The following is a 15,400-nucleotide window of genomic DNA, read 5'->3' on the forward strand; positions in this document are numbered from 1 at the left end:
GCCCCGACGCTCCTGATCGTCGGCGGCGCAGACCCGGGCGTGCTCGACCTCAATCGCCGGGCCAGGACCCGGATGCGCTGTCGCAACCGGCTCGCGGTCGTCGAGGGTGCGACCCACCTCTTCGAGGAACCCGGAGCCCTCGCCACCGCGGCGAACCTCGCGTGCGACTGGTTCGTGTCCTACCTGTTGGCCGGGGCCGAGACCGGAGAATCCGGCGAGGCTGCCGGGCTGGTCGGCGTTGCGGAGGGTGACGACGCCACCGAGGTGCGCGCCCAACCGGAGTCGGACGTCCAGTACTGATCTCCTCGCCCCTGATCCCGTTGCCCGGAATTCGCCCCGGTCTTCCGGCGGCGGCGATAATGGTGCTGTGCCGAACCCCCGTGACCCCCGCGCCGATCCGCACGCGCAACGCCCGGAACACTGCCCGTGCCTGAGCGGCGAGCGCTATTCGGCGTGCTGCGGCCCGCTGCACGCCGGGGTCAGTTCCGCACCGACGGCTGAGCGCCTGATGCGATCGCGCTACTCCGCCTTCGCCGTCGGCGACGTGGACTACCTGCTCGACTCGTGGCATCCGAGCACCCGACCCGCGCACTTCGAACTCGACGACACCCTCCACTGGACACGTCTCGATATCGAACGCACCGAAAAGGGCGGACCATTCGACTCGACCGGTGTGGTCGAATTCACCGCATACTGCCGCCAGGGTGGTGTGCGGAGCGCCCAACACGAGGTGAGCCGCTTCACCCGCGTCGCCCAGCGCTGGTACTACGTCGACGCCGAGGTCTGACCCGACCCGTGCCCCGACCGGGCGCGGGAGGGCCCGGTCATGAGTCGCGCGGAGGGAGCTCCTGGAGCGTCCAGGCGTTTCCGTCCGGATCGGCGAAGGTCACGAAGCGACCCCAGGGCTGCTCATCGACGGGCGTGGCGTCGACACCGTGGTCTCGCAAATGCCGCCAGGCCTCGTCCGCGTCCGGCACGACGACCTGCACCCCACGCTGGGAGCCCGGTGCCATATCGGTGATCCCGGTGCCGAATGCGATCGAGCACGCGGAACCGGGCGGGGTCAGCTGCACGAAACGAAGCGTGTCGCTGACCTGGGAATCGAAGTCGGCATGGAAGCCGACCTGATCGACGTAGAAGGATTTCGCCCGGTCGACGTCGGTCACGGGAACGAAGATGAGCTCGATCTTCCAGTCCATGCTTTCTCCATTCGTGGGGGGCGTGCGACGCGACGTGGCGATGAACGACGGATGCTGACACGATAATGCGATCCGGGCGGAATACCAGCGTGGTGCCGGAGGTTCGGGTAGTGGATGCATTTGCATAGACATGTGCAGGGATGCGCGGCAGGACCAGACCCGGCAACACCACGACCGGCAACAGAGGAGCATGGCATGGCACAGGAGCTTGAACTCGGACTCGACACCTTCGGAGACGTGACCTGGGATGCCGACGGCGCGCCCCTGCACCAGGCGCAGGTGCTCCGCAACGTCGTGGCTGAAGGGGTCCTCGCCGAGCAGGTCGGCCTCGACTTCTTCGGCATCGGGGAGCACCACCGCACGGACTTCGCGGTCTCGGCGCCCGAGGTCGTGCTCGCGGCGATCGCAGGGCGGACCGAACGCATCCGGCTCGGATCTGCCGTGACGGTGCTGAGTTCCGACGACCCGGTCCGGGTGTTCGAGCGCTTCGCGACCCTGGACGGCGTATCGAACGGCCGCGCGGAGGTCATCCTCGGCCGCGGCTCCTTCACCGAATCCTTCCCGCTCTTCGGTCTCGACCTCGGTGACTACGAACGGCTCTTCGAAGAGAAACTCAACCTCTTCGCCGAACTCCTCAAGGAAGAACCGGTGACCTGGACGGGAACGACCCGCGCGGGGCTCACCGACCAGAGCGTGTACCCGCCGACGGAGTCCGGGTCCATGCGCACCTGGGTCGGCGTCGGCGGCAGCCCGCAGTCCGTTGTCCGCGCCGCCCACTACGGGCTCCCGCTCATGCTCGCGATCATCGGCGGCTCACCCCTCGCCTTCGCACCCCTCGTCGAGCTCTACCACCGCGCCCTCGGCGAATTCAAGCGTCCGACCCAGCCGATCGGTGAACACTCCCCGGGGTACGTCGCCGAAACGGATGCGCAGGCGCGCGAGGAGATGTGGCCGCACTATGCCGCGATGCAGGAGCGCATCGGGCGGGAGCGGGGTTGGGGTCCCGTGAGCCGCGCCCAGTTCGAACACGATGCCGGACCGGAGGGCGCCCTGTTCGTGGGCTCGCCGGAGACCGTGGCGGCCAAGATCGTCGCGACGGCGCAGGGCCTCGGCCTGTCGCGTTTCGACCTGAAGTACAGCCTCGGCACCCTCAGCCACGAGAAGCTCATGTCGAGCATCGAGCTGTACGGCACCCGGGTGGCTCCGCTGGTGCGGGACGCGCTGGGTTGATCTCCCAGCTGGGGAGGTTCGTGACGCGGTAGCGTACAAGGGGTGCCGCCTGCCCGCTCGGGTGAGCGCATCCACCGGAAATCAGCATAAGGAGTCCCTTGGAAACCTGGCCAGGCACCGCGTACCCCCTCGGAGCGACGTTCGACGGAACCGGAACGAACTTCGCCATCTTCAGCGAGGCGGCGGAACGCGTCGAACTGTGTCTCTTCGACGATGACGGCACCGAGACCCGGGTGGAGGTCATCGAGTCGAGTGCGTTCATCTGGCACTGTTACCTGCCGCTCGTGCAGCCGGGGCAGCGGTACGGCTACCGGGTGCACGGCGACTACAACCCAGCAACGGGACACCGACTGAACGAGAACAAGCTCCTGCTCGACCCGTACGCCAAGGCCACCTCCGGGACGATCGACTGGGATCCGTCGCTCTTCTCCTACAACTTCGGCGACCCGGATTCCCGGAACGACGACGACTCTGCGTCGCACATGATGCTCGGTGTCGTGGTGAACCCGTTCTTCGACTGGCTCGGCGACCGCCCGCCGCGCACGCCCTACAGCGAATCGTTCATCTACGAGGCCCACGTGAAGGGCCTGACCGAGCTCATGGAGCTCGTCCCTGAGTCGCAGCGCGGCACATACGCGGGGGTCGCGCATCCCGCGGTCATCGACCACCTGCAGAAACTCGGAGTCACGGCCATCGAACTGATGCCGGTGCATCAGTTCGTCAACGACGGGACGCTCGAGGAGAAGGGGCTCCGCAACTACTGGGGCTACAACACGATCGGCTTCTTCGCCCCGCACAACGCGTACTCCTCAACGGGGGATCGCGGCCAGCAGGTGCAGGAGTTCAAGGGAATGGTGCGCAGCCTGCACGATGCCGGCATCGAGGTCATCCTCGACGTCGTGTACAACCACACCGCAGAGGGCAACCACCTCGGCCCGACCATCTCGTTCAAGGGCATCGACAACGAGGCGTACTACCGTCTGATGGACGACGACAAGCGGTACTACATGGACTACACGGGCACGGGAAACACGCTCAACGTGCGCCACCCCCATGTCCTCCAGCTCATCATGGATTCCCTGCGGTACTGGGCGATCGAGATGCACGTCGACGGCTTCCGGTTCGACCTGGCCTCCGCCCTGGCCAGGGACCTCTACGACGTCGACAAGCTCTCCACCTTCTTCGAACTCGTCCAGCAGGATCCGATCGTTTCCCAGGTGAAGCTCATCGCCGAGCCGTGGGACGTCGGCCCCGGCGGTTACCAGGTCGGCAACTTCCCGGCCCAGTGGACGGAATGGAACGGGAAGTACCGGGACACCGTCCGCGACTTCTGGCGGGGTGAGCCGTCGACCCTCGGAGAGTTCGCCTCGCGGATCACGGGCTCCGCGGATCTCTACGAGCACTCCGGGCGGCGTCCGGTGGCCTCGATCAACTTCGTCACGGCGCACGACGGCTTCACCCTCTCCGACCTCGTCTCCTACAACGAGAAGCACAACGACGCCAACGGCGAGGGCAACAACGACGGTGAGTCGCACAACCGGTCCTGGAATTCCGGTGCGGAGGGCCCGACGGACGACGCGGAAGTCCTCGCCCTGCGAGCCAGGCAGCACCGCAACTTCCTGACCACCCTCCTTCTGTCCCAGGGCGTGCCGATGCTCCTGCACGGCGACGAGCTCGGCCGCACCCAGCAGGGCAACAACAACACCTACGCCCAGGACTCCGAGCTCAGCTGGATCCACTGGGACACGGCAGACCAGCCGCTCATCGAATTCACCGCCGCGATCTCCCGGCTGCGCAAGGACCATCCCACCTTCCGCCGCAGCCGCTTCTTCGACGGACATCCCAACGTCCGCGCCGCCGACGGCGACACCCTGAGCGACATCGTCTGGCTGAACAGCGACGGCGAGGAGATGCGCACGGAGGACTGGGACGAGGGCAGGGCAGGCACGGTCGCCATGTACCTCAACGGCGACGGCATCCGGGAACGCGACTATCGCGGCCAGCCCGTCGTCGACGTCAACTTCCTCGTGTGCTTCAACACGGACGCCGAGGACGTCGAATTCCGGCTGCCCCCTGCGATCTACGCCCCGCAGTGGGAGATCGTGGTCGACACGGCCGGCGAAGGCGCCGACGCGATCCCGCGCCCGGCCGGCGCGATCCAGACCGTCAAGTCCCGGTCCGTCGTCGTGCTGCGTGCCTACCAGGCGCCCGAGGTCGCGCCTGACCATTCCGTGGCAGCCTCCCTCGCCGGCCTCGCCGGAACGCCGACGGCGCTCGCGCTCAACCCGGACCACCCGGTCGAACCATGAGGATCCCGCACTCGACCTACCGGTTGCAGATCACCGCGGCCTTCGACCTCGCCGCCGCTGAGAGGGTCCTCGACTACGTCGTCGGCCTCGGCGCGGACTGGATCTACCTCTCGCCGCTCCTCACCTCCGCCGACGGCTCCGACCACGGTTACGACGTCGTCGACCACGCGGCCATCGACCCCGCCAGGGGCGGGCCTGAGGGGCTCCGCCTGCTCGCTGCAGCGGTGGCGGATGCCGGGCGCGGCATCCTCGTGGACATCGTGCCCAATCACATGGGCGTCGACGACCCGCACCGCAACGCCTGGTGGTGGGACCTGCTCCGATTCGGGCAGGACTCCCGTTATTCGGAGGCGTTCGACGTCGACTGGGCGGCGGGCGATGGAAAGATCCTGCTTCCGGCCCTCGGCGACGCGGGAGAGGGCAGCGAACTCGACCGGCTCGAGATCGTCGGCGACGAGCTGCACTACTACGACCACCGGTTCCCGATCCTCCCCGGCACGGCCGACGACGGCGCCGATCCCCGGACCGTGCACTCGAGGCAGCACTACACGCTGGTCAACTGGCGCCGTGCCGACCGGGACCTCAACTACCGGCGCTTCTTCGCCGTGAACAGCCTTGCGGGCATCCGCGTCGAGGTTCCCTGGGTCTTCGACGAGTCGCATCGCGAGATCGTTCGCTGGGTGCGGGACGGCCTCGTTCAGGGCATCAGGGTCGACCACCCCGACGGCCTCGCCGACCCGGGCGGTTACCTCGACCGGCTGCGCCTGGCGACCGACGGAACGTACGTGCTCGTCGAGAAGATCCTCGAGGGCGACGAGACCCTGCCGACGAGCTGGTCCACCAGGGGCACGACGGGCTACGACGCCCTCGCCGACATCGACCGGATCCTCGTCGACCCGGCGGGACGGCCGGCCCTCGACGCGCTCGAGAAACGCCTGCAGGACGATTCCCCGGAACCGGGGGAGAACGGCCGCCCGCAGACCTGGGCCGAGCTCGTCTCCGAGCGGAAACGAGGCATCGCCGACGGCATCCTGGGCTCAGAGGTGCGCAGGATCGCACGCCTCATCCCCGGGATCCCCGGGCCGGAGGCGGTCGACGCCCTCGCAGAGCTGCTCACCGCCATGCCGGTGTACCGCTCCTACCTCCCGCTCGGCTTCGAGCTGCTCGACGAGGCCGCACGGCGCGCGTCCGACCGCAGGCCGGACCTCGCCGGAACGATCGGCCGGCTCCTGGCCGTGCTGGCCGACCCGCGGACCCCCGCTGCCGTCCGGTTCCAGCAGACCTCCGGCATGGTGATGGCCAAAGGCGTCGAGGACACCGCGTACTACCGCTACAGCCGGCTCACCTCGCTCAACGAGGTCGGAGCAGACCCCTCGGAATTCTCCATCGATGCGGATACCTTCCACGCGCGCCAGCAGGCCAGGGCGGCGACCTTCCCTGACTCGATGACGACGCTCTCCACCCACGACACGAAACGGGGAGAGGACGTCCGCGCCCGCATCACCGTCATCGCCGAGATCCCCGCGGAGTGGGAGGCGACCCTGGACACGCTTCGCACGAATGTGCCGCTCGGCGACGGCCCGCTCGAGAACCTGCTCTGGCAGGCGGTCGTCGGGTCCTGGCCGGCCAGCCGCGAACGCCTGGGCGCATACGCGCTCAAGGCCGCCCGCGAATCCGGAACGTCGACGACCTGGAACGCCCCGGACGCCGCCTTCGAGGAGAAGCTCGAGACCCTGGTAGCCGCGGCCTTCGACGACCCCGCCGTCACGGCCGCCCTCACGGACTTCGTGGAACGGGTGCGGCAGGCGGGCTGGAGCAACTCCCTCTCGGCCAAGCTCGTGCAGCTCACCATGCCGGGAGCACCGGACGTCTACCAGGGCAGCGAACTCTGGGAGACCTCCCTCGTCGACCCGGACAACCGGCGCCCCGTCGACTACACCGTCCGCCGCGGCATCCTCGCCCGTATCGACGACGGATGGCTGCCGCCCATCGACGAGACCGGCGCCGCGAAGCTGCTCGTCACGAGCCGCGCGCTGCGCCAGCGCCGCGACGCCCCCGAACGGTTCTTCCGCCACGCGGCCGTTCCGGCATACGGCGCCGCCGCGGCACACCTGCTCGCCTTCGACCGCGGCGACGCCGTCACGGTCGCCACCCGGCTTCCGCTCGGCCTCGCAGCACAGGGAGGCTGGCGGGACACCACGATCGTGCTCGCCGGCATCCCGGTGACCGACGTCCTCACCGGCGAACGGTTCGCCGGCGGCACCCTCCTCGTGCGCGACCTGCTGCGCCGCTACCCGGTCGCCCTCCTCGTGCCGGATCAGGGCACGGGCCAGGGGATCGAATCACCGATCGTCACGGGGGAGGCCGGCAGATGAGCAGAGCAGAGCCCACCAACGAGGCCTGGGATGTCGAGGTCTGGGCGCCGCACGCCCAGGCGGTCGACCTGTTCCTGCGCGACACCGCCCCCGGCTCTGCCGGGGAACCGGTCACCCGGTCCCTGGCCAGGGCGGAGGGCGGCTGGTGGCGCCTGCGGATGTCCGACGGCCGGGCAGAGCCTCGCGACTACGGATTCGTGATCGACGGCGCAGGGCCGTTCCCCGACCCGCGTTCCCGCCGCCAGCCCGACGGCGTGCATGCCCTGTCCCGCACCTTCGACCCCGGCGCGCACGCCTGGCAGGACTCGCGGTGGACCGGCCGCCAGCTCGCGGGCGCCACGCTCTATGAGCTGCATCTCGGTACCTTCACCCCGGAGGGCACCCTCGACGCCGCGGCAGCACGCCTCGGCCACCTGGTCTCACTCGGGATCGACTTCGTCGAGCTCCTGCCGGTCAACGCCTTCAACGGAACCCACAACTGGGGCTACGACGGCGTGCTCTGGTACGCCGTCCACGAGGGCTACGGGGGACCCGCCGCCTACCAGCGCTTCGTCGACGCCTGCCACCAGGCCGGCATCGGAGTGATCCAGGACGTCGTCTACAACCATCTCGGGCCGAGTGGGAACTACCTGCCGGAATTCGGGCCGTACCTCAGCGAGGCGGCCGGGAACACCTGGGGTTCCTCGCTGAACCTCGACGGACCGGACTCCGATCCGGTCAGGCGGCACATCATCGACAACGCCCTGATGTGGCTCGACGAATATCACGTCGACGGGCTGCGCCTCGACGCCGTGCACGCCCTCCGCGACGATCGGGCAACCCACCTGCTCGAGGAAATGGCCGGGGAGGTCGCCGCGCTCAGTGCCTTCGCCGGTCGCCCGCTGACCCTGATCGCCGAGTCCGACCTCAACGATCCACGCCTGATCACCCCGGCGGAGGCCGGAGGCTACGGCCTCGACGCACAGTGGAGCGACGACTTCCACCATGCCGTGCACGTCGCACTGACCGGGGAGACCACCGGCTACTACGCCGACTTCGCCCCGCTCAGTGCCCTCGCCAAGGTCCTCACCGACGGCTACTTCCACGACGGAACGTTCTCGAGCTTCCGCGGCCGCAGGCACGGCCGTCCGATCGACAGGCAACGGATGCCGGCCTGGCGTCTCGTCGTCGGCAGCCAGAACCATGACCAGATCGGAAACCGTGCCACCGGCGATCGCCTGACCGGCACGCTCGACGCAGGCCAGCTCGCCATCGCCGCGACCCTGACCCTTCTCGGCCCCTTCACCCCGATGCTCTTCATGGGGGAGGAATGGGGTGCGACCACGCCGTGGCAGTTCTTCACCTCGCACCCGGAGCCGGAACTCGGCGCGGCGACCGCGACCGGGCGGATCAGCGAATTCGCGCGGATGGGCTGGGATCCCGCACTCGTGCCCGACCCGCAGGATCCGGCGACGTTCACGAGGTCCCGGCTCGACTGGGACGAATCCGAGCGTCCAGGACCCGCACGGCTGCTCGGCCTCTACCGACGGCTCGCAGAACTGCGCCGCGAGGTGCCGTCCTTCACGGAACCGCGCCTTGACCGGGTCGGTGTCGAGTACGACGCCGAGGGGTCCTGGCTGCGCCTGGTCCGTGGTTCCGCGGAGATCCTGGTGAACCTCGCAGCGGATGCCCGGCGCATGCCTGCCGGGTCCGGCGCCGTGCTGCTCGACTTCGGGACGGACGGGCCCGCGCTGCTCTCCCGCGCGGACGACGGGTCCGTCGTGCTGGCACCGCACTCCGTGCTCGTCCTCGCCCAGGCGGCCTCGTGAGCGGTCAGCGCGGCTTCCTGTCCGCGGAGACCGGAACGGCCCTTGCCGCACTCGCGGCCCTCGATTCCGCAGCGGACCCGCTCGACCGCGTACGCGGCATCCGCCGGCTGCTGCTCGCCCTCGACGCCGACCCGGCGACCCTCACCGCGGTGCGGGACGCCCTCGCCGCCGGTACCGGCTGGGAGGCCATCGCGGCGGCGGCCGGGCTGAAACCACCGGCGGCCAGGTGGCGGTGGAGCGGTTCGGATTCCGAGATCGCCGCCCGTCTCGAGGCAGGCCGGAAGCGATCGGCCCGTCCGAGTTCCGTGCCGACCGAACTGCCCGGATACTCGGTCGCGGAGGCGGCGACGAGGCTCGGTATCACCGTCCAGGCCGTCTATCTCCGGGTGAGCCGGGGTAAACTGGCCAGCCAGACCATCGAGCTGCCGGACGGCCGCTCGTATAAACGGGTCTTCCTCGACGCAGCGGACGACGTGCCGAGCCCGCCGGACGCGTCCGGCCGGGCCGGCCGGACCACGTGAACCGGATCGGGCGGATGCCCGCAACTTCAGACCCACACACACGTGCCGAAACCACATACGTGCCGAAACCACAGGGATGACGGAGTACCACCATGACTGATTTTCCGACAGAGAACTTCAACCGCACCACCCCGTACAACACGGGTGACAACACGGCCGTGACCCCGGTCGTTGGAACGGAGACCGGGTCCCGGGCGATCTCGGCCCCGCCGGAGAAGCAGCCTCGGCCGGCATCCGCCGTTTCGGCCAGCGGGAGCGGCGCGTCGCGCACTGCGCTCGTCGTGCTCGCCGCCATCGGGATGCTCGGACTGGCGTTCGTCGTGATGATCCTCGTCGGCGTCTCGAGCGAGAGCATCAACGCCCTCGCCGTCTTCGCGACTCCGATCGCGTCGATGGTCGCGGCGTACTACGGAATCACCCTGAGCATCCAGCAGGTCAAGAACGAGCGCGCCGAGAAGGAGACCGCGATCAAGCGGGCCGACGTCGCGGACGCGTCGAGCCGGGAGACCGAGGTCTGGGCTGCCCAGATGGAATCGGGACTCCGCGTGGCGATGGCCAAGCTCACCGCAGCCCACATCGGCACCGATGAGGTCACCAAGGCGGCGGGCACGCCGGACGGTTTCTTCTAGGCGACGGTTTCCACTAAGCGCTGACGAGGCGCCCTGACCTGGTCGCGGCGACGAAACCGGCGTAGTCCGCCGTGGCCTGCTCCGCGTATGCGACCGCGAAGTCGGCGAACGCCCTGTCGGCCTTGCCGCCCAGGCCCAGGTAGGCGGCGATCGGCACCGGGTCTCCGGAGCGGGCGTGGGCGCGCGCGAGTGTCGTGCCGGTCAGCCGGGCATAGGCGAGCAGCCCTGCCGCGGTGAACGTCGCAGGATCGGGCGACCACTTCATGTCGCGCAGCTGACGCCCGTAGTACTGCCCGCCGAGCGGGGTCGTCGCCCAACCGAGGAACACGTCTCCCGAGGCCTGCATCAGGCGCTGGCCCTCGACGACGCGCTGGCCGGAATGGGCGGGCCCCGCGTGCGACCCCGTCGCCGTGTCACTCCGGTCGATCACCGATCGCTGTGCCTCCTTGAGCTGGAGCACGAGCACGTCTTCCGGTCCGATCCCTTCGAGCAGGACGACCCAGGAGTACAGGCCAACGCTGCCGACCCCGACGACCTTGTGGGCGAAGTCGATGATGTGGAACCGGTCGAGCAGGCGCCTGCGGCTTTCGTTGAGCGATGCGCGATAGGCGGCGAAGGTCGCCTCGACGATTTCGGCCGTCGAGCCGGCGAGCGGGATCCTGGTCAGCAGCGGCGGCTGGTCGAGGAACCGCCGGTGCCCGTCCACCACCCGGGTGAGCTTGCGCACGACGGACCAGGTGTCGCGGGTCTCCGCCTTGGCGACGCTGTCCCTGACCGCGCGGCGACCGGTCTTGCCCGTCGACGCGGAGATGATGGCTTCGACGTGGCTCGATTCCATCCGGTCGTACCAGACGCGCATGATGGGCATACTCGAATAGTCCGCGATCGTGCTGCGATAGCTGTGCGCGGCCTCGAGGGCAGCAGCCCTGCCGATCTCGGCAGGCAGGCCGGCGTCGGCAGCGGCGAGGACGAACGAGGTCGCCAGACGCTTCACGTCCCACTCGAAGGGTCCGCGCCAGGTCTCGTCGAAATCGTTGACGTCGAAGACGACGCGGCGGTCCTCGCTCGCGAACAGGCCGAAATTGGACAGGTGCGCGTCACCGCAGAGCTGGGTGCCGAGCCCCGTGTCCGGAAGCGCGGCGAGGTCCCGCGCCATCACGAGCGCCGTTCCACGGAAGAACGTGAACGGTGACACGCCCATCCGGGCATGCCGCAGCGGGATCAGGGACGGGTCTCTCGTGCTCGCCTGACCCAGGAGCAGGTCCACCGGATCGGAGCGATTCGCCGGGGCCTCCCAGGCGGCGAGCGACGATCGCGGCAGCCGCATCCGCGCTGCACGGCCCAGCTCTTCATGCTGCGTCGTCGTGGGGCGAACGGTGTCCGTCGTGCTGTCCATGGCGAGAGTGTATCGCCCCGACAAACGCGGCGTTCCACGGATCAGCGAAACGGATCAGCGAACACGAATCCGTGCGGCTGACGGAGCGGGGGAGCCGAGGTAGTGGTCGCGCGGCCAGTGCCGCACGCGCCTCGGGAGCAGCGTGTAGACGCGGATCGTGAGGCGCAGCATCCGGTCGAAGCGGCGTTGCCGACGAGGAGACCAGCTCAGGTCGAACAGGTCGCGCACGGAGGGTGGCAGCAGTCCGACGGTGACCAGGCGAGCGAGGGGCATGGCCAGGCGCAACAGCAGCGGCCCGCTGCGGGGGTACAGGAGCCGTCTGGCGACCTCCCGGGTGGTGTCATCCGTCCGGAGCCCATCGAGCCTCTCCTGCCAGTAGGTCGCGAAGGCCGCCCGATCGCGCGGCCACAGCGCTTCGGGCACCTGCAGAGCCGTGCCGAGCACCGCGTATTCCCGGTACAGGGACTCGGCGGTGCCTTCGTCGAACGCTCCGAACACCCGTTCGTACATGCCGACGGCCGAGTCGTAGAGCGTCGCGGCCACCCAGAGCTGCAGCTCGGGCGTGAAGGCGTTGTACGCTGGCGCCCCGCCGGCTGCCACGCCGACGACGGGAACGTGGGCCCGGTTCACCCGCCGGACCGCAGCCCTTGCCTGATCGGGAGTGCCGCAGGTCACGGCGTATGCGTAGCTCAGGGTGCCGGCCAGCCGGTCGAGCGGCCGGTTCTCGAAATCGCTGTGGTGGGCGACCCCGTGCCCGATCGCCGGATCCGCGAGCTGGAGCAGGATGGAGCGACCGCCCGCGAGCAGCATGACGGCTTCGCCCGCGATGTCCCGAAGCTGCAGCATGACCGGCCTCCCCTGTGATGGCCGAGTGTAGTCCGGCAAAAGTATTTCGGGAGTTTCTCCCCGATCCGGAATAAACCCGCTCTCTATGCGCTTGCATGTATCCGAGGGCGGCGATCCATCCGTCACGCAGACTTGAGGAGCATCATGACCGAAACCACCGCGACGACCATCCCGGGCTACAAGGCCGGAACCTGGACAATCGACCCGACCCACTCCGAGGTCGGCTTCAGCATCCGCCACATCATGATCAGCAAGGTCAAGGGCACGTTCGACACCTTCGCAGCGACCTTCGTCACCGGCGAGAACCCCCTCGACTCCGTCGTCACCGCCTCGGCAGACGTCGCTTCGATCAACACCAACGAAGCCAACCGCGACGGCCACCTCCGCACCGGCGACTTCTTCGAGGCCGAGACCTACCCGACGATCGACTTCGTCTCCACCGGTGTCCGTGAAGTCAAGGGCGAGTTCCTCGTCGACGGCAACCTCACGATCAAGGGCGTCACCAAGCCCGTCACCTTCGACTTCGAGTTCGGCGGCTTCGGCACCGACCCGTACGGCAACTACAAGGCCGGTGCAACGGCCAAGACCGAGATCACCCGCGCCGACTTCGGCCTCAACTACAACGCAGCGCTTGAGACCGGCGGCTTCCTCCTCGGTGAAAAGGTCACCATCACGATCGAGCTGCAGGCCGTCCTCAACCAGGCGTAGTCTTCCCGGTTCGTGAAAAGGGGTCCCACTTCGGTGGGGCCCCTTTTTTTGGGCTACTACTCGCCCTTGATCTCTTCGCGGACCCTCCGCAGGTCCTCCATGAGCGATCCGATCAGGATCCAGTGCTGCGGATGCGGCGTCATGATCAGGAGCGGTTCGGTCAGGGCGGGCGGTTCCACCGCGACGGGCAGGTGATCCCGATCGGGATAGTCCGCCTCCGCAGCGAGGAGCCGGAGGTCGTGCGCGGAGCGGCTCAGCTCGACGGTGATCGCGAGCACCGTCGGCTCGAGATGCAGGGAATGGTCGTAGTGGTCCCTGAGCGACCTCGTCATGCCGATCGCACGGGTCACGAGAGAGGTCAGCCGGTTGTAGAACTCCTCGTCGACGTCGAGCAGGCGTCGGTTCGTGGTGTGGCGCGGGTTCAGGGTCAGGCTCTCCTCCGCTGATTTGAGGGCTTTCTCCGCCTTGTTCAGCATCGGCCTGAGCAGCCGCGCCTTGATCATCATCTCCTCGATCTGCGTCTGCGTCTGCGGGAAGCGCAGCGCGTCGACGATGCGGTCCAGGGTGTCCGCGACCTCGCGAGCGAGGCGGATGACCGTCTCGTGCGCGGGCGCGAGCAGCACCGGCGGCACGATGAGCGCATTGACGAGCAGTGCGGCCGCGGCGCCGATCATCGTCTCGATGATGCGATCCCTGGCGTATTCCGGCGTCGTGGCTCCGATGGAGAGCACCATCATGGCGCTGATCGGGATCTGGCTCGCCGAGCTCGGGGCCAGGCGGAGCGCCCAGGCGAGCAGGATGCAGAATACGATCGCGAGCAGCACGATCCAGCTCGACTTGCCGAATGCTACGCCGACGCCGTAGGCGACGAGCACCCCGCCGACGACGCCGAGGCTGCGCTCGATCGCCCGGCCGAGGGTCTGGTTGATGTTCGGCTGCACGACGAGAAGCGCCGCGATCGCGGCGAAGATTGGGAGCTCAGTGTGCAGGAGTCCCTGCGACAGCACCCAGCCGAGCATGACGGCGAGGGAGGTCTTCACAGCCTGGAGCAACGGAATCCGGCTCGAGGATCGAACGCGGGCCGATATTCTCACCCGTTCAGGATATCGTGCCCGCTCGAGCGGAAGGGGCAGTCGGGGGAGTGATCGTCGTGGGAAGTCCGGTGAAGGCGGAATAGTCACGGATCGCCCTGGCGAAGCCGGTGGTTCGCCGTGCGGTGAGGGTGCCGAACGGCGCAGCCTCGACCGCGACGGTCGGTCCGGCCGCCCTGGTGCGCGTGGTTTCTTTCCGCCAGGTGCCGATCACGCGCCCGTCCGCGACGATGAGCGGCAGGAAGATCCCGTTGAGACCGGGAACGACCCGCGGGAAATCGGCGTCGTCCACGACGTACGACCGGTCGCGGTAGCCAAGCAGGTACTCGTCGAAGCCGGGCAGCGCGAGCACGGGCGTGCGCTGTGCCGGTCGCGAGCCGAGGGTGCCGCGTTCCGTGGCCGCGGGGAGGAGCAGGGTCTCGCCGTCCACCTCGAGCTCCTCCAGCCGGTCGCCGGCTTCCGCGAGAGCGACCCGGGCGTCAGCGACCGTGAGCTGGGTCCACGCCGCGAAGTCGCGCAGGGTCGCGGGGCCGTGGCCATCCAGGTAGCGGACGAGGAACTCGGCGAGTCCCTCACTTCGGTCGAGGCGGCGCTGCGCGGGCGCCCACTCGTCGAGCAGGGCGAGCGCAGGCTGGCCGTCCTGGTTGGGACCCCAGACCACGAGACCCGCGAGCGCGAGGGCGGCGATCAGGTGATAGCCGCGCTGGCCGTCGGGGTTGATCCCCGCGGACCGCAGCCCGGCGAGGAACGGGGTGCGGCTGAGGCGCCTGCCGCCGGAGAGGAGGCCGGTGGCCGCCTCCGCGGCCGCGGCGATGATGGTGTCGTCGAGCCCGAGTTGTCTCTGCCTGGTCGCCATCGATGCGAGCACCTTTGCGGCGGTGAGGTCCAGCATCCACCGGACGTCGGTCGCGGGGACCAGGTGCAGCGTTCCGCGCATCGGATACGAACGCACGATCGACCCGGCATCGAGCGCGGACAGGACGTCGGCGGCGACGGTGCCTGGGGAGCGCACCCCGAGCGCCCAGCTCGCCGCGGGAAGGTCCTGGGCCTGCACCGCGAGCATCCGCTCGACCACGGCGAGCAAGCCGTCCGGCCCGCCGGCCTCTCCTGCGGGCGCGGAAAGCCCGTGGCTCACCAGTCGGAGGCGCAGGACATCGGAGCGGGAGGCACGCGTGGGCATGCGGCCAGTATGACGCCGGGCGGGGACACTGTGGAACCGGCCGGGTCAGTCGAAGGTCCGCAGCAGCAACCAGTCGTCGTCTTCCGTCGCATGGCGCACGTCGAAGAC

13 protein-coding genes and 1 pseudogene are annotated in these 15,400 nt (G+C 68.9%); 9 read left to right on the forward strand and 5 right to left on the reverse strand.

Going from position 1 to position 15,400, the window contains the following annotated elements; genetic code table 11:
* Together QN357_RS11995 and QN357_RS12000 are read left to right on the forward strand one after the other, a co-directional pair.
* A pseudogene (locus tag QN357_RS11995) lies at positions 1-300 on the forward strand (hypothetical protein); the annotation flags it as partial.
* A gap of 67 nt (positions 301-367) precedes the next feature.
* The gene (locus QN357_RS12000) at positions 368-787 is read left to right on the forward strand and encodes a YchJ family protein (RefSeq protein WP_134447952.1); all 420 of its coding nucleotides are present in this window, start codon (positions 368-370) and stop codon (positions 785-787) included.
* Positions 788-824: 37 nt separating this feature from the next.
* Here QN357_RS12000 and QN357_RS12005 read toward each other — a convergent pair whose 3' ends face one another.
* Positions 825-1,199, reverse strand: a complete 375-nt coding sequence (locus QN357_RS12005; RefSeq protein ID WP_134447954.1) for a glyoxalase superfamily protein — start codon at positions 1,197-1,199, stop codon at positions 825-827.
* A gap of 195 nt (positions 1,200-1,394) precedes the next feature.
* Between QN357_RS12005 and QN357_RS12010 the strand changes: the two genes are divergently transcribed.
* The 6 genes from QN357_RS12010 to QN357_RS12035 all read left to right on the forward strand — a co-directional run bounded on the left by QN357_RS12010 (position 1,395) and on the right by QN357_RS12035 (position 10,071).
* Positions 1,395-2,429: an LLM class flavin-dependent oxidoreductase gene (locus tag QN357_RS12010; protein WP_134561183.1), complete on the forward strand. Its 1,035-nt coding sequence runs from the start codon at positions 1,395-1,397 to the stop codon at positions 2,427-2,429.
* A 98-nt stretch (positions 2,430-2,527) separates the two neighbouring features.
* Positions 2,528-4,738, forward strand: coding sequence for a glycogen debranching protein GlgX (glgX, locus tag QN357_RS12015; RefSeq protein ID WP_134447958.1), 2,211 nt, complete (start codon positions 2,528-2,530; stop codon positions 4,736-4,738).
* Complete coding sequence (gene treY / locus QN357_RS12020) at positions 4,735-7,113, forward strand: malto-oligosyltrehalose synthase (protein WP_322135750.1); 2,379 nt, start codon at positions 4,735-4,737, stop codon at positions 7,111-7,113. The genes glgX and treY overlap by 4 nt, the downstream gene beginning before the upstream one ends.
* A complete protein-coding gene (gene treZ, locus QN357_RS12025; protein ID WP_322135751.1) occupies positions 7,110-8,921 on the forward strand; it encodes a malto-oligosyltrehalose trehalohydrolase in 1,812 nt (603 codons plus the stop codon). The genes treY and treZ overlap by 4 nt, the downstream gene beginning before the upstream one ends.
* Entirely contained in the window at positions 8,918-9,442 is a 525-nt protein-coding gene (locus QN357_RS12030) for a hypothetical protein (protein ID WP_134559812.1), read from the forward strand. Before treZ ends, QN357_RS12030 begins: the two co-directional genes overlap by 4 nt.
* Positions 9,443-9,534: 92 nt before the next feature.
* Complete coding sequence (locus tag QN357_RS12035) at positions 9,535-10,071, forward strand: hypothetical protein (RefSeq protein WP_134447966.1); 537 nt, start codon at positions 9,535-9,537, stop codon at positions 10,069-10,071.
* A 13-nt stretch (positions 10,072-10,084) separates the two neighbouring features.
* Here the strand turns inward: QN357_RS12035 and QN357_RS12040 are convergent, their stop codons facing one another.
* Together QN357_RS12040 and QN357_RS12045 are read right to left on the reverse strand one after the other, a co-directional pair.
* Positions 10,085-11,467 carry a DUF2252 domain-containing protein gene (locus tag QN357_RS12040; protein ID WP_322135752.1) on the reverse strand — a complete coding sequence of 461 codons (1,383 nt, stop codon included), beginning with the start codon at positions 11,465-11,467 and terminating at the stop codon, positions 10,085-10,087.
* A 54-nt stretch (positions 11,468-11,521) separates the two neighbouring features.
* Entirely contained in the window at positions 11,522-12,313 is a 792-nt protein-coding gene (locus QN357_RS12045; RefSeq protein WP_323504934.1) for an oxygenase MpaB family protein, read from the reverse strand.
* 144 nt (positions 12,314-12,457) lie between these two features.
* Between QN357_RS12045 and QN357_RS12050 the strand changes: the two genes are divergently transcribed.
* Positions 12,458-13,021, forward strand: a complete 564-nt coding sequence (locus QN357_RS12050) for a YceI family protein (protein WP_134559820.1) — start codon at positions 12,458-12,460, stop codon at positions 13,019-13,021.
* A 56-nt stretch (positions 13,022-13,077) separates the two neighbouring features.
* Here the strand turns inward: QN357_RS12050 and QN357_RS12055 are convergent, their stop codons facing one another.
* Both QN357_RS12055 and QN357_RS12060 read right to left on the reverse strand, forming a co-directional pair.
* Positions 13,078-14,115, reverse strand: coding sequence for an FUSC family protein (locus QN357_RS12055; RefSeq protein ID WP_134559821.1), 1,038 nt, complete (start codon positions 14,113-14,115; stop codon positions 13,078-13,080).
* A 4-nt stretch (positions 14,116-14,119) separates the two neighbouring features.
* Positions 14,120-15,292, reverse strand: coding sequence for a winged helix DNA-binding domain-containing protein (locus QN357_RS12060; protein ID WP_322135754.1), 1,173 nt, complete (start codon positions 15,290-15,292; stop codon positions 14,120-14,122).
* Positions 15,293-15,400: the final 108 nt, after the last annotated feature.

The sequence above is a fragment of the Cryobacterium sp. RTC2.1 genome, from assembly GCF_035018685.1.
Taxonomy (GTDB): Bacteria; Actinomycetota; Actinomycetes; order Actinomycetales; family Microbacteriaceae; genus Cryobacterium; species Cryobacterium glucosi.